This window comes from Neptuniibacter sp. 2_MG-2023 (assembly GCF_030547495.1).
GTDB lineage: Bacteria > Pseudomonadota > Gammaproteobacteria > Pseudomonadales > Balneatricaceae > Neptuniibacter.
This window is the reverse complement of the sequence record NZ_JAUOQC010000001.1, coordinates 471,436-491,975: the sequence shown is the minus strand read 5'-3', so window position 1 is coordinate 491,975 and position 20,540 is coordinate 471,436. Positions and strand designations below refer to the sequence as shown.

Here is a 20,540-nt window from a genome sequence, read left to right as displayed (position 1 = left end):
TTGTAATATGCATTTCCGTACTCGTATTTTCGTTATCTCTATCTTGACTGTAAGCGCAGTGCTGGCGATTGTGATCACCCTAAGTTGGTCACGCATTATGCAGGTGGAGCTTGATCATCTTGATGATCGTTTGTGTATGGAAGCAAGGCGTACGATTCCCCGTTTTGATGAAAATGGTTCTCTTCGTAATCTTGCAGTTCCTCGGGGAGCGCAACTAACTATGGGCCCGCTTTTGGCGGATCTTGCTGATAAACTACGGATTGATTCGCCCCAGCATTTGATGCTTTTGATTGAATCTAGTGAACATGACTTGTTAATAAAAGCAGCGGAAATTAATTTAAAAACCTTAATCGGTACGATGGATTGGGTGGACGCGGGCCCGCTCGTGGGGCGCTGTCAGGTGGCCTCTTTTGAGTATGAAGAGCAGCAGTGGCGAGCCGCTCTCTTTTCGGTTGAAGGTAGAAGAAGTTTTATCGCGGTCGAGGTTGCTGCCACCAGTAACGACCTGAAAAGTACTCTGCGTGAGACCCTGATCGTTGTTGTCCCTATTTCGTTGTTACTTAGTATTCTTGGTTCATGGCTCATCGCAAGCCACACTATTAGGCCGATAAATCACTTGCATCGGGCTATGGATTTAGTAACTCAAAAAGATCTCAGTCACCGACTCTCTGGGCATAAAGAAGACAAAGAGTTCCAAATGTTGATCGAAGCATATAACACTATGTTGGATCGGCTTGAAGACAGTTTTCAGCAGATTTCCCGTTTTACCGCCGATGCGGCTCATGAGCTGAAAACACCGCTTACTGTGTTAAGAGGGAAGTTGGAACAGGCGGTGCTCTCTGAAGATTCATCGCAGCTAGATTTAAACGCTATTCTGGACGAAGTGGGGCAGTTGTCGACGATTACTCGAAAACTGTTGTTACTTTCACAGGCGGATGCGGGTTCTATGGCTTTGCATCTCGAACCCGTCAATATTACTGAATTATTAGATGAATTGATTGCCGATATGGAGCTACTCTCGGAAGAGCAGATTCTGGATTGCTCGATTGAGCGAGCGCTTGTAACGCGTGGTGATCTTGTCTTGCTAAGGCAGTTGCTGAATAACTTACTGGCTAACGTAATACGCTACAGCCTTCTTGAAAAAGGGGTGATAATTCAAGCGCGCCAAGACGAAACCGGCATAGATATATTGATCAGTAATTATTGCCGCCCTATCTCTAGTGAAGTTAGGAGCCAACTATTTGATCGCTTTTATCGTGGAGAGCCTGAGCATACCCAAGGCATATCTGGGAGTGGTCTCGGGTTGAGTTTGTCACGGGAGATTGCTCGTGCCCATGGGGGAGATCTTACCCTTGAACCTAGTTCGCAAGATGTTGTTTTGATGAGGCTATTGATTCCAATCCTTAAATGACAACATTGTCACTCATGCTCATAATTTAATTGATAGACTTAAGCTGACTTATTGAATAGTTACCTTAACTGCTCTGGATATTGGGCCATGAATTCAAAAATCATATCTCCTTTAGTAATTATACTGCTCATTGCTGGCCTCGCCGTAGGTGTTGGCTATAAATATTTTATGACGCAGCAGGTGAAACCTACATTTATTACAGATGCCGTTAAACGGGGCAATATAGAGAGCGTCGTACTGACCAATGGTGTTCTCTATCCATCGAAATTGGTTAGTGTTGGTGCTCAGGTATCAGGTCTAATTGAGAAAATGGATGTAGAGGTGGGTGACTACATTCACAAAGGTGATTTAATAGCCCAAATCGATAACCTTACCCAGAAAAATGCTCTGAAAGAAGCGGAAGCGTCACTGAAAAGTATTAATGCTCAGTATGCGGCAAAACTGGCGCAGATCAAAACGGCTAAAGCTGAATTTACCCGTAAGAAAAACATGTTGCGAGATGGGGCTACTTCGCAAGCTGAATACGATGTAGCTGAATCCACACTGGCTGTTTATCGAGCAGAGCTAGATCAACTTAGCGCAGAGAAAGAGAAGGCAATTATCAGTGTTGATGATGCCAAGTTGGATCTTGGCTATACCACCATATCTTCACCTATGGATGGCACTGTTATTTACGTGTCTGTTGAAGAGGGGCAAACGGTTAATACCAATCAGAGTACACCTAGTATTATTGAGTTGGCTCAGCTGGATGTTATGACTGTTAAAGCCCAAGTGTCTGAAGCGGACATTATTAATGTGCGAGCGGAGCAGGAGGTGTATTTCACCATTTTGGGTTCAACTGGGAAAAGGTATCCCGGTGTTCTACGCTCGATTGAGCCCGGTCCAACGTTGCTGACGGGTGACGATAGCACCCTGATTATTGGTGATGATGAAGCGATCTACTACAACGCTTTATTTGATGTAAAAAACCCAGATAATTTGCTGCGTTTCGGTATGACAGCACAAGTCTCTATTGTGCTGGAAAGTGCAGAAGATGCGCTGCTTGTTCCCTCTCAAGTCTTGATGAAAAAGCCCGGCCCTGATCCTGCCTATCAGGTTCTGGTGAAACAGGGTGAGCAAGTTGAGCCTCACGATGTGAAAGTAGGCATCAATAATAAAATTTACGCTCAGATTTTGTCCGGACTAGAGGAGGGTGATGAGATTGTTATCGGTCAGTCTTCCGGCAACGGTGAAGCGGGCTCAGGCATGCCTAAGGGCGGTCGGTTTGGACAAAGTGGTCCGGGTTTAGGTTCGGGGATGAGGTTATAACCTATGGCTGAAGCACTGTTAAAGGTTGTTGATGTAGGCCGTAGCTTTTCTGCCGGTGAGCAAGAGCTCACTGTGCTGAACAATGTTAATTTGGAAATTCATCGTGGCGAGATGATCGCCATTATTGGTGCGTCTGGGTCAGGAAAATCGACACTGATGAATATCTTAGGTTGTCTGGATAAGCCAACTAAAGGTAGTTACTTCATCAATGGCCAGGATACCTCCAAAATGGAGGATGATGAGTTAGCCGCATTACGGCGTGAATATTTTGGCTTTATTTTTCAGCGTTATCATCTACTGAGTGATCTCTCAGCATTGGGAAATGTGGAAGTTCCTGCTCTCTATGCGAATGAAGGCCCACATACACGTGCGGAGAAAGCGACAAAGCTGCTTACGCGATTGGGTTTAGAAGATCGCTTAGATCATAAGCCGAATCAGCTTAGTGGTGGTCAACAGCAGCGTGTTAGTGTCGCCAGAGCTCTAGTGAATGGCGGGGATGTGATTTTGGCGGATGAGCCCACTGGTGCGTTAGATAGTAGTAGTGGCGAAGAGATGATGAAGCTGCTGCGAGAGCTACATCTTGATGGTCATACTATTATTCTTGTTACTCACGATCCGAATATTGCTGAATTTGCCGATCGTGTTATTGAAATTAAAGATGGGGAGATTATCAGTGATCATCTAAACCCCAGCGCGTCGGAAGAACGTCCCTTGATTCCTGAACGCAGCGATGTTGAAGATAAAAAACAGCAAGCAACGTCTAGGCTTAATTTTTCTCGCTATCTTGAAGCGTTTAAAATGGCAACGATCGCCATGTCCCATAATCGTCTGCGTACCTTTTTGACGATGCTAGGCATTATTATCGGGATTGCCTCTGTGGTCTCGGTGGTTGCGTTGGGCGCCGGATCGCAGCAGTCGATTATGGATCAGATCGCTTCAATGGGGACTAATACGATAGAAATTAAACCGGGTACTGGGCGAGGAGATCGCCGCTCAGGACGAGTGCGTACACTAACCGCCGGTGATGCTAATGCCCTTAAAACATTGTCCTTTATTGACAGTGTTACCCCAACAGTTAGAGCTAATGTTGCGATTCGGTATTCCAGTGAGACGGTAACCGGTTCGGTTCAGGGGGTTGGTACGGAGTATTTCCGTGTGCGGGGGTATACCTTAGCGCAGGGGCAATATTTTGATGAAGCGAGTGTTGAGGCGTTGGAACAGGTCGCGATTATCGATGAAAATACTGAACAGGAACTTTTCTCAGATGGTAATGCTGTCGGTAGCGTCATTTTTCTCGGTCGTCTGCCTGTTCGGGTGATCGGTGTTACTGATCCTATAGAAAGTGTGGCTGATAACAGTGATGAACTCAATGTTTGGCTGCCTTATACCACGGTTTCTGGGCGGATATTTAGGCAAAATTATGTCAGTGATATTACCGTTAGGGTTGATGAAAATGTCTCCAGTGAGGTGGCGGAACAGGGCATTATTAGCCTGTTAACTATGCGGCACGGTGTGGTGGACTTTTTCACTATCAATACAGATACGATACGTAAAAGTATAGAAAAAACCTCTGAAACTATGACGCTTCTGATTTCTGCCATAGCGTTTATCTCCCTGCTGGTCGGCGGAATTGGTGTGATGAACATCATGCTGGTGTCGGTTACGGAGCGAACTGGCGAGATCGGTATACGTGTAGCGGTGGGTGCTAGACAGGCGGATATCATGCGCCAGTTTCTGATTGAAGCGGTGTTGGTTTGTTTTTGTGGTGGTATTTTGGGGATCGCGCTCGCCTACCTTGTGGGTGTTGTTATCACTTATACCGGCAGTGATTACCAGATGATCTATTCGACTGCATCTATAGTTGCTGCGTTTGTTTGCTCGACCTTAATTGGCATTATCTTTGGCTATTTTCCTGCCCGTAATGCTGCACGACTCAACCCTATTGAAGCGCTTTCCAGAGATTAGGGGAATAAGATGAAGATGATGATAAAGGCTTCTATTGCGGTGCTCTGTGCTATTTCGTTGTTTGGTTGCAGTTCGATGCGCAGTGAATATCAACAGCCGGAGTTAGATATACCTCAAGGCTGGTCTCGGACGTCGTTGCCGAGTGCAGTACAAAACTCGAGTGACAATGCAGTGACGCTTGCTCAACCTGAACAGTGGTGGACCCTATTTAATGATCCCGCACTCAACCGTCTTATAGATAAAGTCTTGGTATCAAACAGTGATATAGAAAAAGCGACTTTGACTTTAAGAAAAGCTTTATTGGAAGCCGGTGTTAGTGAAAACAACAAAGTTCCTAAGCTGGGTTTCTCACAGAGTTCCTCTTACGAATATGACTTTGATTCCGGTTCATCGGACTCTAGCTATAGCACAGGTTTATCTTTGAGTTATGAGCTGGACCTTTGGAATCGTGTTGCTGCCTTAGCTGACGCGAGTGAACTGGCTGCCAGAGCAAGCTATGAAGACAGAGAAAATATAGCCCAAGATCTAGTTGTAACAACAGCTACGCTCTATTGGAAAGTGGCCTATCTTCACCAGAGACTTGCACTGATAAAAGATAACATAATGGACAGTGAGCGCATTGCTAAGCTTACCAAGTTAAAGTACAAAAATGGTTCTAATACATCATTAGAGGTGATTGAATCAGAGCAAGCTCTGTTTAATCAGCAAGTGCAGCTGAGTCAGCTGCAGCAAGAGCTATCAGAAGCCAAAAACTCCCTTTCCATCCTACTTAACCAGCCCTTGCAAGAGACGGGAATAAGCGTTGAACAGCTATCGATACAGCCTATACCTGATATTGAGGCAGGGATACCGGCGCAGCTTCTGCTGCGTCGACCTGATGTAAGAGCTAGTTTGTATGAGCTGAGATCTACCCTTGCCTCAAAAGATGCAGTGGCAGCGGGTTATCTTCCGACTATTACGCTAACTGGGGCATTAAATTCCTCATCTTCTAGTTTGTTGAACTTGTTGAAAAATCCAGTAGCAACCCTCGGAAGTGGTATCGTTTTGCCTTTTCTTGAGTGGCGTGAGATGGAGTTAAATAAAGGTATTTCTGAAATCGACTATCAAATGGCGGTTGTGAATTACAGAGATACCCTTTATCAGGCATTTGAAGAGGTGGATAACCTACTTACCGCTAAAAAACACTACGACTATCAAGGCGGTGTCTATCAAGAGCAATACACTAATGCCAAAGAGATAGAGCGCATTTACGAGAGTAAATACACTTATGGAGAGAGTGAAATTATTGATTGGCTTAATGCAATGGAGTCGAGACGTAGTATTGAATCATCGTTGCTGGAAAGCCGCTATAACCAGTTTGTAGTTCAGGCAATGCTTTATCAGTCGTTAGGTGGTGGAGATATAGTTGGCCCTGTTGTAGCTCAGTAAGTTGGTCTATTGGGTTAGTTATATAATACCCATAAGAGCAAATCGAATAGCTAAGATCAGGTTATCGACAATAACCTATGGAGAGAGCAGGGAAACTTTTAATCGTAGGTTAGTGTCAAGCCCACTATAAAGTGGGCTTTTTTGTATGTTTTACAGTTATTTATAAGAGCTTTCTTGATGTTAAAAAGCGCTGTAGAACTGTGGTCATAGATTATCCTTGGCAGGCTAATGGGGTAGGCGTGGTCGATGCCTGTGCTGCAGTAGCTATGCAATCAGTACCGAGGGCTGAAACCACAGAGAGCACTTGTTTGTAGCCGGTTCTCAGCAGAAAGGTAGGAGCACGGCCATAACTCTTTATACCTAATATAAATAGGCCTAATTCAGGGTGAGATAATTCAGCTAAGCCATGTTCAGGTACTGAGCCGCAGCTATGTTGATTCGGATCGATAAGTGGCGCAAGTCGTGTTGGGCTTTGGGTCGCCGGATCGAGGGATGTGCGTAATTCAGCCAAGAGGTTAAGGTTGGGGCGAAAGCCTGTGGCGGCGATGATACGATCCACAGGTGGCAATGTTTTGGATCCGCTTTGTATTATTAACTTGCCATTTTCCTGTTGAATCGCTTCAATCTCAAGTTCAGTAAATACCTCAATTTTCCCCTGCTCAAGTAGCTCTTGGATTCGAACTTCAAGACGGCGACGCTCTTGCAGTTCATCATTTTCTGGTGAGCGAACGACGTTGTTGACTGAGCTATTTCTCACTCCCCAAAGGACACGCATATCTTTATGTTCATTGGCGAGCTGAACTAAATCTTGTAGAGCATTAAAAGCAGAATGACCGCCGCCCACAACTAACACCGTTCTGTTTTTATATTGCTCCCGTTCAGAACCGAGAATATTGGGAACACCGTAGGCGATAGCCTCTTTTGCTTCGGTTTCACCTAATGCTGGAATACCATGGGTGCCCAGCCAATTAGGTGTTTGATAGGTGCCTGATGCATCGATAACCGCTTGGACGATCATATCTTGCTCACCGTCAGGGTTTGATACTCGCAGCACAAAGGGGGCTTTATCGCGACCTTCAGTACGTAAAAGGTCATGGTTAAGCCGGCTAACAGATTTGACCCGCGTATTTAGATGCAGGTGGGGGCTGATCTCTGGGTGAGAGGCTAATGGAGTTATATATTGCTCTAGTAGTTCATTGCCGGTGGGGAAATCCGTTGCCGTAGGTTCGTTCCAACCATTTGGTTTTAGTAGTTCAGCAGCGGCAGGATCCACGTTGTATGCCCAAGGGGAAAACATACGCACATGTCCCCAACGAGCGATATTAGCGCCTGCTTGGTTGCTGGCTTCAAACAGGACGGGAGTGAAGCCTCGCTTGAGTAGTTGAACCGCTGCACTCAAGCCTATAGGGCCCGCGCCAATAACGGCCACCGGTAGATTGGTTAATTCTTTGTGCATGAGAATTTCCTCCATGATTAATGTTGTTACTAACAACTAATAAGTTAAAAAAATGGCCTATGGGCCTAAGCGTGCACGTGCGGCCTTTGTAAGCTGCTGAATAAGGGTTAATGTGCCATCAATCACTTCTGGTGAAAGATCTTTAATCAGTGAAGCCTCTTCCATGATTAGGTCTTGATGAATGGTATGGTAGAGCGCTTCGCCCGCGGGAGTAAGAGACAGCTGGATCGCTCGCTGGTCTGCCGGATCCAAAAGCTTGAGTACGTACTCTTTGCGCAATAAAGAATCTACAACGCGGCTGGTGGTGCTCTTATCTAGATACATCTCATCAGCGAGTGCCTGTAGTCTTAATGGGCCACGTTTTATTAAAGTTTCAAGCGCATAACACTGTGCTACCGATACATCGTGGGAGCAGATGTAATCTCGGTCACGGAACTGGTGAACACGGATTAGTTGGTTTACAGCTTCGTATAGCGCTTCAGCACGCTCTAAATTAGCGGGCATAGAATTAACCTTGATAATTTATGTTGTTAGTAACAACTATAATAGGGCTGCTTCTATCTTGCAAGCTTGAAGGGGGGGCTGTGTTCTTGAACTGTGAATTTGTTATGGATGACTATCCAGTAGTACTATGACTGATATTGTTAAGTGTCAGGACAAGTAAAAATGATCAATAGAGTCGTTTTAGCCAGCGTATTAGTTATGGTATCTGTAGTCGTTAGTGCGGAGGATAGTGTTGGTGAAAAGATCCTTGCAGTAGACCAGTTATTTAAGGAGGTGCGTTACAGAGATGAACATATCAATCTAGAGGACGGGGTAACAATAGAGCAGTATTTTCAAACGCAGTTGTCGATGTGTAAAGATGGGGTTGAACTCGTTTTGCACGAAATTGGTCCGAAGGTGATAGGGAAGTATTACAAAAACCTTGAAAGTGCGGATAAAAAGCAGAAGCGGAATGAGTTTATTGACAATTATGATTTTTGTCTCTACATGGTTAGAAGTAATGATCCAGAGAATAGACGGGTGATAACGGCTGCCGATATCGAAAAAAGGAAAAAAAAGATGGAAAAAAGTCTGGAGCTCTATCGTAGTGGTAAAAAGGTAAAGGTAACGTTTGTAAAAAAACAAGAACCTTGAGTTTTATAGGGCTCGAGGGATTATTACTTTCTGCTTGATCAAGATAGATAAGGGATGAACGTGAATATGCGATATCAACATTGGTTAGCAGGAGAGCATGGGTGAAATATCTTTTTGCAGTTTTAATTATCTGTTTACCCAGTTTTGCTTATGCGCTTGATAAAATTACGTTAATACCATCTGGAAAAATCTCCTTTCAGAAGCCCATAAACTATAGTGCCCCGTTCAAAAAAGAGTATTTCGCCGCGCTTGAAATAGGCGATACGCTGTCTAAAGCTATGGTTATCCTAGAAGGTAAAAATAATCAAAGCTACCGAGTGGCGTTTCAACTTGAAACCAGTTTGTCGGTCAATGCTGAAGGTCCACACCTCGATTTAACCGAATGGAAACACTGCACGACGGAATGGCATCAACTTAACATTACTGATGGTAATGGGGTTGTGCTGCCAAACTTTGACGAGGTAAATGTGGACTGCTTTCCTGAGGTAAGCCATGACGAAATAAAAGCCGCTGTGCTCGCCAAAGGGGGAGAGGAGTGGGTCAGAATATTTGAGGGAGAAGGCTGGCCCGACGGTTATAGCCCAGTTGAAATATCGCTTAGCAGGGTACGTATTAAAATCGAAAAGTTAATCAACACTCAGTGGCGTGTATTGACGGTTATAAATGTCGCTATTCCTATGGGGTGCTAAATTAACGTGTGGACTATTAGATTGTTTTTTCCAGAGGGTGTGCGGGTTCCCGCGCCAGTTATGAGCTCCTAATTGAAACGAGAGGTGGTAACTCGGCTATTTATTTGTCCGTCGGCGAAAAAAGAAGTTCTTAATTAAATATCTTATTTACCTTGATCGGATGGGCGTGAGCTCTCTCGTGTATGGAGCATCAAACACTTTAGCGAGGATGTAGAAAACATGAATAGTATTTGCCGTATGGTATGTGTGGTTTTATTGAGTGGATCCACGTATACGCAAGCCGCATTGGCCCCTTCAGCCGCTAATTTGAAAGACTTAAATACAATGGTTCAATTTATATCTCAGCACCCGTTGGTGGCTCAAAGATTAAAACAGATTGATTTAAGATCGCTGACTATATTTTTTGATCATGATTGCGAAGCCTATTTTGAGCGGCAACAATCGAGTTTTTTGACAGAAAATATGCCGGGGCCCCAGCCAGGAATAAAGTTCAAAAGCAGTAACTGTTCACTGGTTGAAAATAATGGTGAATAATAACTATTATAATCGCGCAAAAAATAGAGTTAACTAATATTAGCTTGATAGTCTCGGAAATAACCTTTCTTTTTACAAAAGCCAAAATATCTTGCTAGTTGTGTTTGTTATTTCCGATCAAGTGTCGTTAATTTCGTGCACTCGTCGCACCGAGTGCTATATTAATACTAATAGATTAATTTTGTGTGTATGTGCGGTTCGCGGGTTGTATGGCGGTCGTCGTCGATAACCCTGTGGATATGGTATTTGTGCTGAATGTTGGAATCAATGACAGAAAAATAACGACAAGGTTTTTATCTTGTCTGACATAAGGTAGAAAATAGTCGGTTACACCGACCTTGAATATAACTATAAAGGATGCAAATGATGAAGTTGAAGAAGTTATTTACTAACACCGTGGTTGCTGCCGGCATCGCGATTGGGGCTCAAAGTGGCGCAGCCGTTGCCGCTCCTCAATCATCCTATGTGACTATTGGTACTGGTGGTCAGACCGGTGTCTATTATGTAGTAGGTCAGTCCATTTGTCGTTTGGTTAATCGTGGTAACAGCGATCACGGTATCAAGTGTACTGCGCCATCTACAGGTGGTTCGATTGCGAACCTGAATGCTATTCGTGCGGGTAACCAAGATATGGGTGTGGCCCAGTCTGACTGGCAGTACCACGCTTACAATGGCTCTAGTAAATTTTCTGAACAGGGTGCTAACACAGAGCTCCGCGCAGTATTCTCTGTACATCCTGAACCATTTACTGTGATTGCTCGCGCCGATGCTGGTATTAAGAGTTTTGACGATTTGAAAGGTAAACGGGTCAATATAGGTAATCCCGGTTCTGGCCAGCGCGGCACTATGGAAGTGGTCATGAAACGTAAAGGTTGGACCATGGATGACTTCAAACTTGCTTCAGAGTTGAAGGCGTCTGAGCAATCTCAAGCGTTGTGTGATAACAAGGTCGATGCGATTATCTACGCCGTTGGCCATCCTAATGGTTCGATTAAAGAAGCAACGACTTCATGTGACGCAGTATTGGTACCGGTAACAGGTCCTGAAATCACGAAGTTGATCGATGATAACGCTTTTTACGCTGAGGCGATTATCCCTGGCGGCATGTATAACGGTAATGATGCCGATACCACTACCTTTGGCGTAGGTGCGACCTTCGTTTCTTCCACTAAGGCGGATCCGGAAGTGATCTATCAAGTGGTTAAGGCTGTGTTTGATAACTTTGACCGTTTCAAACGTTTACACCCTGCCTTTGCCAATCTTGATCCCGCTAAAATGATCAAAAATGGTCTGTCTGCTCCATTACATGAAGGCGCTGTACGTTATTACAAAGAACGTGGCTGGATGTAAGTAATACACCCCTGACTGGCGGCTCCGCCGTCTATTTCGACTATCCTAGGATGTTCCTGGGATAGTCTTTTCTCAGTTCTGGCGTGACCTTTGGGCTTTGCTGGAGCGCACTAATATTTACCGGCGGTAAACGCTGGGGGTGTTGGATCGGAGAGTATTATGACTGAACTGAATTCAAAAGAACCTACTAAACTCAGCGAAGCCGAGCTCCAAGATTTAGTGGCGTCGACGGATAGTGGTGCCCGAGACCCAGAAGGCATTCAACGATTTTTGCTGTTGGCTGCTGCACTGTTTTGGTCGCTATTTCAATTGTGGATCGCCTCGCCGTTACCCTTTTACGATTGGCCGTTGGTCGGCAGTTTTGGTGTTTTCAATGATACTGAAGCGCGTTCGATTCATCTTGCGTTTGCCGTATTTCTTGCTTTTATGGCCTACCCCGCCTTAGGTGGCTCTCCCCGTGAGCGGGTGCCTTTACCGGATATGGTGATGGCGATAGCGGGTGCTTTTTGCGCGGGCTATCTGTTTATCTTCTATGTCCAAATATCGGATCGTCCGGGCTTGCCGACGACACTGGATATTGTCGTGGCCATTGCCGGCGTGATTCTCTTGCTGGAAGCCACTCGACGTGCACTTGGACCACCACTCGTCGTCGTCGCATCACTGTTTTTGTTTTATACCTTTGCCGGCCCCTATATGCCGGAAATCATCGCCCACAAAGGCGCGAGTTTGAAGGAAGTCGTTAATCACCAGTGGATCACCACCGAAGGTGTGTTTGGTATCGCACTGGGCGTGTCGACCAGTTTCGTTTTTCTATTTGTTTTATTTGGTGCTTTGTTGGACAAGGCCGGTGCCGGTAACTATTTCATCAAGGTCGCCTTTTCCCTGCTAGGGCATCTACGTGGTGGCCCTGCCAAAGCAGCGGTTGTGGCTTCAGGTATGACGGGACTGATTTCAGGTTCCTCCATTGCTAATGTGGTTACCACGGGTACTTTTACTATTCCAATGATGCGCCGCGTGGGTTTCAGCGCGGAGAAAGCAGGTGCGGTCGAAGTGGCCTCATCGGTTAATGGTCAGATTATGCCGCCAGTTATGGGCGCCGCTGCGTTTTTGATGGTTGAGTATGTGGGCATCTCTTATGTGGAGGTGATCAAGCATGCTTTTCTACCCGCATTGATCTCTTATATCGCACTGGTGTATATCGTTCACCTTGAAGCGCTTAAACAGAATATGTACGGCCTGCCTCGGCGCAGCGCTGCCAAGCCTTGGATGGCGCGCTTGATGGGGGTGTTGATTGGCTTTTTTGCCACCGCCGCCGTGTCGATGGTGGTCTATTATGGTATTGGTTGGATTAAACCATTGTTTGGCCAATACGCCAGTCTGGTGATTGGTGTCTTGTTGTTGATTATCTATGTCTTGTCGGTGCGTTTCTCTGCTGGCTACCCTGATCTAGAGCTGGATGACCCTAATTCTGATGTGGTGGAACTACCAGAAGTTGGGCCAACCGTTAAGTCCGGATTGCATTTTATTCTGCCTGTTATCGTACTGGTGTGGTGTTTGATGGTTGAACGCTTGTCTCCTGGACTTTCGGCGTTCTGGGCGACTATGTTGATGGTCTTTATCCTGTTGACGCAAAAATCCTTGTTTGCGTTCTTCCGTAATGAGGGGGGGCTTGGTCGACAGTTTAGGAAGGGCTTTAATCAGCTGATCGATGGCTTAATTGTTGGTGCGCGCAACATGATAGGCATCGGCATTGCAACGGCGACTGCCGGTATTATCGTGGGTGTGGTATCGCAGACCGGTGTGGGTTCTGTATTAGCGGATCTAGTTGAAGTGTTGTCGATGGGTAACCTGCTGTTGATGCTAGCCTTGACGGCCGTACTTAGTTTGATTTTAGGTATGGGCTTGCCGACCACTGCCAACTATATTGTGGTGTCATCTTTATTGGCACCAGTAATAGTGACTTTAGGTCAAGAGTCAGGCTTGATTGTGCCGCTGATTGCTGTGCATCTATTCGTGTTTTACTTCGGCATCATGGCCGATGTGACACCTCCGGTAGGACTCGCTTCTTTTGCCGCAGCGGCGGTGTCCGGTGGTGATCCTATCCGTACGGGGTTTGTCGCATTCTTCTATAGCTTGCGAACCGCTATTTTACCCTTCCTGTTTATATTCAACACTGACCTATTATTGATCGACGTGAGCTGGTGGCAGGGCATTATTGTCTTCGTGGTTTCGACTGCGGCGATCTTGCTGTTTACCGCTGCAACTCAAGGACATTTTTTGGTGCGTAATCGGTTACATGAAACGGCGTTATTGATTCTTATAGCCTTCTCTCTATTCCGTCCAGGTTTTTGGATGGACATGGTGGCACCACCGTTCCAGACGGTAGCCGCTAGCGAATTAATGGGTGATAGCTTGGATCTGCCTAATGGCGCTGAACTGAGGCTGCATTTGATCGGTGAAGATGATGTTGGTAATCCACGGGATTTTGTCGCGCTGTTTGAACTTGCTGAGGGGGCGAATACTCAGGAACGCATGGTGAATGCGGGTCTAGAGTTGGCGAATCTTGATGGCAAGGTGGTCGTCGATATGGTGGGCTTCGGCAGTCATGCAGAGAAAGCGGGTTTGATGTTTGATCAGCAGATAGGGCAGGTGGAAGTACCGAAGGGGCAGCCACCTAAGGAGCTTATGTTTATCCCTGCTTTGTTATTGTTGATACCTGTCGTGCTATTTCAGCGCCGTCGTCGCCGGGCTGACGGTGATCAGGCTTCGACTCTAGCAAATACTTAATCCAGATCCGAGGCGTCTTCTCGTAAGGGCCTCGGTTTAGATAGCCATACTTTTTGGTAAAGGAAGGACTCATGTTTAAGCAAATTATTGTTCCGGTTGATATTGAAGAACCGTCTTTTTCTGATCAGGCGATCGAACTGGCTTTGCGTGAATTAGAGAGTGATGGCTGTATCCATTTGATGACCGTCATTCCTGGATTTAACTCGCCGTTGGTTGCATCTTATTTTAAAAAGTCAGCTGTTGAGAAGGCTCACGAAGCCGTTGAAAAACAGCTACAAATACTGGCTCAGAAAAAGTTACCACCAGAAGTTAATCGAACGCTTTCAGTACATCAGGGTAATCCGGCTGAGCGCATTATCAAACATGTTAAACGCTGCAATGCTGATCTTATTATTATGACTGCGCATCACCGCAGTAAAGTGGATCATGTGTTGCTGGGGTCTAACTCTTCGCGAGTGGTTGATCGCGCAGGTTGCTCAGTATTAGTGTTACGCTCTTAACGCTAAGTTACTGCTTAGGATTTTTTGTTTGGTCAGCAATAAATGATCATCCATGTTATGAATGTAATGGTGGGTAGTAGCTAGTGTAGTTGTGTAAAATAACGGCGCTTATCTATTAATGTGACAAGTATTCCATTCTGTTTAATAGGGCAAACTAAACGGACTAACGGGCGTTAATTAGTATAATATCAGTGCTAATTAACCAAGAGTCTCGATAGCTTGCGGGTAATATGATGCTACTGAGTTGTTATTAGTTATCAAATTACCCATCCGAACCACAGGTTTAGGCGTTTAAATTATAATCATGGGCATACCAGATTTTAGTCGTATTAATAGCCGTTGGAAGATCAGTCACCGACTTCGTACAGGTCTTTGTTACGAATATCTAGAGCGCATTTTTGTGCTGCTTTTCTTTCTATTTATTAGTGCAGTTTGTCAGGCTCAGTCGCCGATCAAATTATCATCCACGATGGCGGGTGTTGGCACAGGGATGAATGTCTTTTATCTTGAAGATGCGAGCCAATCCTATACATGGGAGCAAGTAAAGAGCGCCCCCCTTTCTTCTCGCTTTGCGCCGTTGCCTAAGGGTAAGAGTAACTTTGGTATCGGTGGGGCTGATTATTGGCTGCGTATCGACCTGAAAAACAACAGCGAAGCTGCATTATCATGGTTTCTTGAAGTACCCCACCCCAATTGGGATTTTGTTACCTTTTATATGGATGGGGCTGCATCTCAGGTGGGCGGTGATCATGTCCCGTTTGGTGAGCGTGCAATTGCCGCTGAGAGTAATTTATATCCAGTGAATACACCGGCCGGCGCGGTGCAACGAATATGGGTTAAACTCTCCTATGCATTGCCTGGTAAGGCTGAAACGCAGCTATTATTGTGGACCCCAGATGCGTTTTTTCAACACTATGCCAAGCGCTATTTTGTGATTGGTACCTTTCTTGGTATTGGCTTGCTGTTGGTGTTTTCTAATTTCTTGATAGGCTACTCCACACGACTGCCCGAATATAAATGGTATACCTTATATATTATGGCGGCGATGATGGTTCTGTTGACCAATACGGGCCTAGGCTATCGCTATTTGTGGCAGGGATATAACTGGTTTGCCGATTTTGCTCCGATTCTTTTTGGTGTGCTGACGCTAGTGTTGGCGACTCAATTTACACGTTGTTTTTTAAACACTCGAGAATCGTTGATCATTGATCGACTGCTGCAAGGCCTTTTGGTTTTGGGTGGGCTTGCTGTGCTCTGCTATTTTTTAGGCGGGCGTGAATATGCGCTAAAACTCGCTCTATTTTATGCACTTTTAACCGTTCTATTTCCACTGCTTGGGATATGGCAATATAAAAAAGGCCGAGAGGATGCGCGGTTTTATGTGTTGGGCTGGAGTATTTGGAGCTTAGCTGTTTTTATTGCCGTGATGCGTAATATCGGTTTTATTCCTGCTGATTTTGTTACCAATTTTTCACCGCCATTGGGGTTATGTATTGAGGGAGTGCTGCTCTCCTTAGCATTAGCTGATCGTATTAACTACCTTACTCAAGAGAAAGATAGGGTAGAGTTGCAACATATACAGCACTTACAGCAGGAGCAGGTAATGCTAGAGCAGCAGGTATCTGAACGTACGGTTGAACTCGAAAAAGCGATGCAGCAGGCCGAGTTGTTGGCACAAACCGATTCGTTGACTGGGGTATTAAATCGTCGTGCTTTCTATGAGTTTAGCGAGAAAGAGCTCAGTAGCGCTCGACGTTTTGAAGAACCGATAGCGGTGGTGATGATAGATCTGGATATGTTTAAACGAGTGAATGATAACTATGGCCATGCGACTGGGGATAGGGTTTTAATTGCTGCCATTAGTACATTGAAAACGATTATTCGGAATATGGATCTGTTCGGGCGTATTGGAGGTGAAGAGTTTGCAGTACTTCTGCCACAGACCAATTTACATGATGCAACCGAGCTAGCTGAGCGTTTGAGGGAGGCGTTGGCGAAGATGGAGGTTAAGGTTGGTGAGTTGATCATTACCGTTACCGCAAGTTTTGGCGTGGCCTTTGTGGATGTGAAAAATGAGTCGCTGGCAGATTCGATGAGTCGAGCTGATGTTGCGCTTTATCGGGCTAAGTTCCGTGGTCGTAACTGTGTTGAACAAGCGGATGGGTCCGATTGTTTATGAGATGTTTACAGCGAAACTATACGCTGATGAGTAAAGGGGATCTGAGCTATATAGGCTGCCCAGATCCCTTTATAACTACTTAATATCAGGTCTCCAGCCCATACCTGATTCTTCCATTAAACGTTCGTAGACGCCTTCTATATTTAGCGGTAGCCATTGATCAAATTGTTTTAAATCGCTGTAATTTTCTAATTTTACGCTTTGTTTTATCTCATCTAGACTTTTGCCTTCATGAATACCGTTAATGACGGCGTCATAAAGATCTTGTAGATAATTAAGGTAGTGTTGAACGTCAGATTTATTACCAATGTCGGCATGTCCGCCAACAAAAGTATCAAAATCAAGATCCAGTACTTGCTGAGTAGAGTTAATCATACCTTGAATATCGTAACTCCAGAGTTTCTGCCAAGGCATTCGGCCTATGACAATCCAATCGACAACAAACAGTAGCTTTTCGGGTTGGAAAAGCATGCTTATAGAGCCGCGGCCATCGTTGGGTCCATGATATCTCAGCTCAATTGTATGGCCTCCTAAAGAGATCAACATATCCTCTTTAAAAGTAACATCAGGGATAACAGTATCGGCTTTTGTTATTTGAATATCTTGTGCTGCGAGTTCATGAGCAATGAAAATAGTGTCAGGATCATCAAAAACTTTTGCACCGTAGATATGGTCACTGTGGTTGTGACTGTAAATAACATATTTGATAGGTACGTTAAAAAGCCTTTTTATCTCGGCTTTTAGCCAGGTAGCGGCTTTTGGATTCAAGGGGTCTGTCAGGACTATTCCTTCGTTTGTTACTAAAAATACAGAGCGGTGTCTATCGTCGATAAAACGATAAATATCACCTTGTATGTGTTCGATTTTATACTCATCTGCTACTGCCATTGAGCTGATGAAGGAAAAGCTCAATATTAATAGAAAGGTGATTAACGGGTTTTGTGTTTTCATCATAAAACCTATTTCAAGTCTATGTTAACTAGCGTATTGCCATGGAATGTTAATTATCCCTATGGCAATACATTGAATATTAATTTTGCGAGGTAACTGTTGTTTTAGTTTTTTGAGGGATTGTGCACAATGTGTCCCACTCTCTTAACCAATATAGGGCTAGGCAAGCCGCAAGCATGGGCCAAGCGGTAAAAAATAGTAGGTGATCAAAAGGTGCCATATATTGTTTGTAAGGGGAGAAAGTTGAAAAGGCGTGAATGATTAAGACGATAGCGTAGGTCCAACGGCGCCAAAGGCCAACAACAAATGCCAAAATAAGTAATAGCTCTAATGAGCCAACGATATAAGAAAGGTTATGGGTGAGCCAATCGATACCGTAAAAGTTGTTAAGTACTTTGCTGGCGTGGGCTGGATTAACGAACTTGTCGAGTGTCCACATTAGTAACACTACAAAGATGCCTAAGCGTAACAGCAGCAATGAACGTGATAAGGGTTTTTGCAGGGAGTCGGGTATAGGGGGCTGGGAGGTCATTGAGAGTTTGCCTATATAAAATAATGTATCTGTTACTCGTTTAATCCATATAGCTATATGGGGCGATCAAGCGGTTAGTGCTAAATTTCTCTAGTTAGGCATAGACTACGAAGCCTTAGATAAAGTTCCATTGCTGCTTAATTTACTAGCTAGGCGAGCTGATAAATAAAAAAGAGGTTTGTGAGAGATTGACTTGGCTGATGACTGGCTGAGTCAGTCGGTTTGTTTCTATAATGAAAAGATAGCCTTAGCTTGTTTAGAATAAGTTAGGTTTTTACGTAGATAAGGTTAAGGTGGTCATAGGAATGAGTGAGCGTGCAGAGCAAGATCAGTTATGGATGCATGAGGCATTAGCATTAGCTGATCATGCCGAAAATGCGGGTGAAGTTCCGGTGGGAGCGGTAGTCGTCTTAAATGGTGAGGTTATAGGAGAGGGTTGGAATCACCCCATTAGTGGTCATGATCCTACGGCTCATGCTGAAATTATGGCGTTGCGGGATGCTGCTGCACGGGTAGGTAATTATCGTTTAGTGGGGGCAGAGCTCTATGTGACAATTGAACCTTGTACCATGTGTGCGGGTGCTATTGTGCATGCACGGATAAGTCGTGTGATATATGGGGCTAGTGAAGATAAAGCGGGTGTTGTTGATAGTAACTGCCAATTATTTCGGCAGCCTTGGATTAATCATAATGTAGAGGTGACGTCTGGTGTTTTAGCGGATACGTGCCGTCAAAAAATAAGTGCCTTTTTTCAGCGCCGCCGCGAAGAGAAAAAAGCGGAAAAATTAAGTAGAAACACGGGTTAGCGCTATAGTGAAGGTAAAATATCTTCCACGACAGTCGCTTCATCCCAGCTTGGATGGTCTGGATCCATATCCGCTTCTTCGCTTTGACGTTTAGCTTGGCGAACTTGGATCTCCCAGCGTAAGAGCTTCATATATTTTCTAATATTACTGACGTAATGAACGGGCTCATAGCCACGTGCGTAACCATAACGCACAGTGTTGAAGTATTTTTCTTTTGTTAAGAGTGGTAGGTGTTGTTTCACATCGTCCCATTTATCTGGATTTAGGCCTGCCCGGCTGGTGAGTACACGCGCGTCTTCTAAGTGGCCATAACCAATGTTGTAGCCGGCTAGAGCAAACCAAGTGTGGTCCGGCTGTTTGATTCGGTCAGGGATTTTATTCATTACGCTGACGAGATAGTGAGCGCCACCAATAATGCTTTGTTGAGGATCGGTTCGGTCGGTTACATCGACTTCTGATGCGGCGTCATTGGTGAGCATCATGATCCCTTTAACTCCTGTAGGGGATACTGCCTCTGGATTCCAATGGGATTCTTGATAGGCAATAGCGGCGAGTAGCTGCCAATCAATATCAGTTTCTTGCTCAGCCATATAGAAATATTGTTCAATTTTGGGGAAACGCTCTTCCATATCCTCTTTAAAGGAGGCTGTATCGTAGAAGTTAAGAGGGTTGAAACGATTAAAATATTTCTTTTTGAGTTTTTTGATCAATTGCTGTGTGGAATCAAGAGCCATAAAGCGATTAACTGAACTTTTAAGGCTTTGGTCATTGTGAGGATTGAGTATCCACGCAAGGTCTTGAGGGTCATTTAGATCAAATGCTTTGTTAAGTCCGGGAAAGAATGATTTCTGAGCATCAAATGTGATGCTGTCTACAACGGTATAGTCGATCTCTTTATTGTGTAGTTTCTCGAGTAACTCGACGGCAGAGTGTTCGCTGCTCTCTTTCCATTTGAGTGTAGGGTGCGTTGTTTGTAATCGTGCGAGAAGTTCGGCGTGGCTGCTATTTGCCAGCACTAAGATTGTTTTATCTCTAGCAACTAAGTCGTTTAAATCTTTGGGGGCTTTGATCCCTTTTGTTGTGCGGTAAACGACGGCAGCCGTGGTCGTGAGAAAGGGCGCTGAAAATTCGAAGGCTTTTTCTCTATCATCAGTGACTGTTAGCATCGCACCGGCAATATGACCGTTGCGTGCTTTCATGGTTGAAAAAATAGCGCTAAAACTCTCAGGTAAAATGAGTTCTAATTTTATACCTAGATGTTCAGCGTAAGCTTTAGCTAAGTCATATTCAAAGCCAGCGGGTTCCCCTTTTTCAATGAAATAGGTACTAGGGGAGTTCCGGGTTACTAGTTTTAGACTACCCGATTCTATGATGGCACCTAGTTGAGTTTTGCTATTCCAGCTCAAAAGTACCGGAATACAGAACATTAAAAAAATAACCAGTGCCTGTACTGCATCTTTTTTACGACTAATATCAAACATACTGCTGCTTTTCTGGTATCCAACGA

17 protein-coding genes are annotated in these 20,540 nt (G+C 44.8%); 12 read left to right on the top strand and 5 right to left on the bottom strand.

The window, feature by feature from the left end:
* The first annotated feature begins 7 nt into the window (after positions 1–7).
* The 4 genes from Q4486_RS02235 to Q4486_RS02220 all read left to right on the top strand — a co-directional run bounded on the left by Q4486_RS02235 (position 8) and on the right by Q4486_RS02220 (position 6,112).
* Positions 8–1,411: an ATP-binding protein gene (locus Q4486_RS02235; protein ID WP_303518018.1), complete on the top strand. Its 1,404-nt coding sequence runs from the start codon at positions 8–10 to the stop codon at positions 1,409–1,411.
* Positions 1,412–1,498: 87 nt separating this feature from the next.
* Complete coding sequence (locus tag Q4486_RS02230) at positions 1,499–2,719, top strand: efflux RND transporter periplasmic adaptor subunit (protein WP_303518016.1); 1,221 nt, start codon at positions 1,499–1,501, stop codon at positions 2,717–2,719.
* Between the two features lie 3 nt (positions 2,720–2,722).
* The gene (locus tag Q4486_RS02225; protein ID WP_303518014.1) at positions 2,723–4,684 is read left to right on the top strand and encodes a MacB family efflux pump subunit; all 1,962 of its coding nucleotides are present in this window, start codon (positions 2,723–2,725) and stop codon (positions 4,682–4,684) included.
* Positions 4,685–4,693: 9 nt separating this feature from the next.
* Positions 4,694–6,112 (top strand): TolC family protein, encoded by a 1,419-nt coding sequence (locus Q4486_RS02220; protein ID WP_303518012.1) that lies wholly within the window; start codon positions 4,694–4,696, stop codon positions 6,110–6,112.
* Between the two features lie 211 nt (positions 6,113–6,323).
* On the opposite strand, the gene Q4486_RS02215 is transcribed toward Q4486_RS02220, so the two are convergent.
* A complete protein-coding gene (locus Q4486_RS02215) occupies positions 6,324–7,568 on the bottom strand; it encodes an FAD-dependent oxidoreductase (RefSeq protein WP_303518010.1) in 1,245 nt (414 codons plus the stop codon).
* Between the two features lie 57 nt (positions 7,569–7,625).
* Positions 7,626–8,072 (bottom strand): MarR family winged helix-turn-helix transcriptional regulator, encoded by a 447-nt coding sequence (locus Q4486_RS02210; RefSeq protein WP_303518008.1) that lies wholly within the window; start codon positions 8,070–8,072, stop codon positions 7,626–7,628.
* Between the two features lie 162 nt (positions 8,073–8,234).
* On the opposite strand from Q4486_RS02210, the gene Q4486_RS02205 reads away from it, so the two are divergent.
* The 7 genes from Q4486_RS02205 to Q4486_RS02175 all read left to right on the top strand — a co-directional run bounded on the left by Q4486_RS02205 (position 8,235) and on the right by Q4486_RS02175 (position 16,744).
* Entirely contained in the window at positions 8,235–8,705 is a 471-nt protein-coding gene (locus Q4486_RS02205; RefSeq protein ID WP_303518005.1) for a hypothetical protein, read from the top strand.
* 101 nt (positions 8,706–8,806) lie between these two features.
* A complete protein-coding gene (locus tag Q4486_RS02200; RefSeq protein WP_303518003.1) occupies positions 8,807–9,394 on the top strand; it encodes a hypothetical protein in 588 nt (195 codons plus the stop codon).
* 219 nt (positions 9,395–9,613) lie between these two features.
* Complete coding sequence (locus Q4486_RS02195; protein ID WP_303415846.1) at positions 9,614–9,928, top strand: hypothetical protein; 315 nt, start codon at positions 9,614–9,616, stop codon at positions 9,926–9,928.
* A gap of 366 nt (positions 9,929–10,294) precedes the next feature.
* Entirely contained in the window at positions 10,295–11,278 is a 984-nt protein-coding gene (locus Q4486_RS02190; RefSeq protein ID WP_303416065.1) for a TAXI family TRAP transporter solute-binding subunit, read from the top strand.
* 159 nt (positions 11,279–11,437) lie between these two features.
* Entirely contained in the window at positions 11,438–14,065 is a 2,628-nt protein-coding gene (locus tag Q4486_RS02185) for a TRAP transporter permease (RefSeq protein ID WP_303517999.1), read from the top strand.
* Between the two features lie 71 nt (positions 14,066–14,136).
* Positions 14,137–14,565 (top strand): universal stress protein, encoded by a 429-nt coding sequence (locus Q4486_RS02180; protein WP_303415848.1) that lies wholly within the window; start codon positions 14,137–14,139, stop codon positions 14,563–14,565.
* Positions 14,566–14,869: 304 nt separating this feature from the next.
* Positions 14,870–16,744, top strand: coding sequence for a diguanylate cyclase (locus tag Q4486_RS02175; protein ID WP_303517997.1), 1,875 nt, complete (start codon positions 14,870–14,872; stop codon positions 16,742–16,744).
* Between the two features lie 75 nt (positions 16,745–16,819).
* Here Q4486_RS02175 and Q4486_RS02170 read toward each other — a convergent pair whose 3' ends face one another.
* Together Q4486_RS02170 and Q4486_RS02165 are read right to left on the bottom strand one after the other, a co-directional pair.
* Positions 16,820–17,695 carry an MBL fold metallo-hydrolase gene (locus Q4486_RS02170; protein ID WP_303415850.1) on the bottom strand — a complete coding sequence of 292 codons (876 nt, stop codon included), beginning with the start codon at positions 17,693–17,695 and terminating at the stop codon, positions 16,820–16,822.
* 79 nt (positions 17,696–17,774) lie between these two features.
* Positions 17,775–18,227: a MauE/DoxX family redox-associated membrane protein gene (locus Q4486_RS02165; RefSeq protein WP_303415851.1), complete on the bottom strand. Its 453-nt coding sequence runs from the start codon at positions 18,225–18,227 to the stop codon at positions 17,775–17,777.
* Positions 18,228–18,532: 305 nt separating this feature from the next.
* On the opposite strand from Q4486_RS02165, the gene tadA reads away from it, so the two are divergent.
* A complete protein-coding gene (tadA, locus tag Q4486_RS02160) occupies positions 18,533–19,033 on the top strand; it encodes a tRNA adenosine(34) deaminase TadA (protein WP_303415852.1) in 501 nt (166 codons plus the stop codon).
* A gap of 2 nt (positions 19,034–19,035) precedes the next feature.
* Here the strand turns inward: tadA and mltF are convergent, their stop codons facing one another.
* Positions 19,036–20,514: a membrane-bound lytic murein transglycosylase MltF gene (gene mltF / locus Q4486_RS02155; protein ID WP_303415853.1), complete on the bottom strand. Its 1,479-nt coding sequence runs from the start codon at positions 20,512–20,514 to the stop codon at positions 19,036–19,038.
* Positions 20,515–20,540 lie beyond the last annotated feature (26 nt).

What these genes read in the sequence shown, in the direction of transcription:
- Q4486_RS02235 (WP_303518018.1), top strand. Translation starts at nt 8, where the DNA reads ATGCATTTCCGTACTCGTATTTTCGTTATCTCTATCTTGACTGTAAGC.
- Q4486_RS02230 (WP_303518016.1), top strand. Translation starts at nt 1,499, where the DNA reads ATGAATTCAAAAATCATATCTCCTTTAGTAATTATACTGCTCATTGCT.
- Q4486_RS02225 (WP_303518014.1), top strand. Translation starts at nt 2,723, where the DNA reads ATGGCTGAAGCACTGTTAAAGGTTGTTGATGTAGGCCGTAGCTTTTCT.
- Q4486_RS02220 (WP_303518012.1), top strand. Translation starts at nt 4,694, where the DNA reads ATGAAGATGATGATAAAGGCTTCTATTGCGGTGCTCTGTGCTATTTCG.
- Q4486_RS02215 (WP_303518010.1), bottom strand. Translation starts at nt 7,568, where the DNA reads ATGCACAAAGAATTAACCAATCTACCGGTGGCCGTTATTGGCGCGGGC.
- Q4486_RS02210 (WP_303518008.1), bottom strand. Translation starts at nt 8,072, where the DNA reads ATGCCCGCTAATTTAGAGCGTGCTGAAGCGCTATACGAAGCTGTAAAC.
- Q4486_RS02205 (WP_303518005.1), top strand. Translation starts at nt 8,235, where the DNA reads ATGATCAATAGAGTCGTTTTAGCCAGCGTATTAGTTATGGTATCTGTA.
- Q4486_RS02195 (WP_303415846.1), top strand. Translation starts at nt 9,614, where the DNA reads ATGAATAGTATTTGCCGTATGGTATGTGTGGTTTTATTGAGTGGATCC.
- Q4486_RS02190 (WP_303416065.1), top strand. Translation starts at nt 10,295, where the DNA reads ATGAAGTTGAAGAAGTTATTTACTAACACCGTGGTTGCTGCCGGCATC.
- Q4486_RS02185 (WP_303517999.1), top strand. Translation starts at nt 11,438, where the DNA reads ATGACTGAACTGAATTCAAAAGAACCTACTAAACTCAGCGAAGCCGAG.
- Q4486_RS02180 (WP_303415848.1), top strand. Translation starts at nt 14,137, where the DNA reads ATGTTTAAGCAAATTATTGTTCCGGTTGATATTGAAGAACCGTCTTTT.
- Q4486_RS02175 (WP_303517997.1), top strand. Translation starts at nt 14,870, where the DNA reads ATGGGCATACCAGATTTTAGTCGTATTAATAGCCGTTGGAAGATCAGT.
- Q4486_RS02170 (WP_303415850.1), bottom strand. Translation starts at nt 17,695, where the DNA reads ATGAAAACACAAAACCCGTTAATCACCTTTCTATTAATATTGAGCTTT.
- Q4486_RS02165 (WP_303415851.1), bottom strand. Translation starts at nt 18,227, where the DNA reads ATGACCTCCCAGCCCCCTATACCCGACTCCCTGCAAAAACCCTTATCA.
- tadA (WP_303415852.1), top strand. Translation starts at nt 18,533, where the DNA reads ATGAGTGAGCGTGCAGAGCAAGATCAGTTATGGATGCATGAGGCATTA.
- mltF (WP_303415853.1), bottom strand. Translation starts at nt 20,514, where the DNA reads ATGTTTGATATTAGTCGTAAAAAAGATGCAGTACAGGCACTGGTTATT.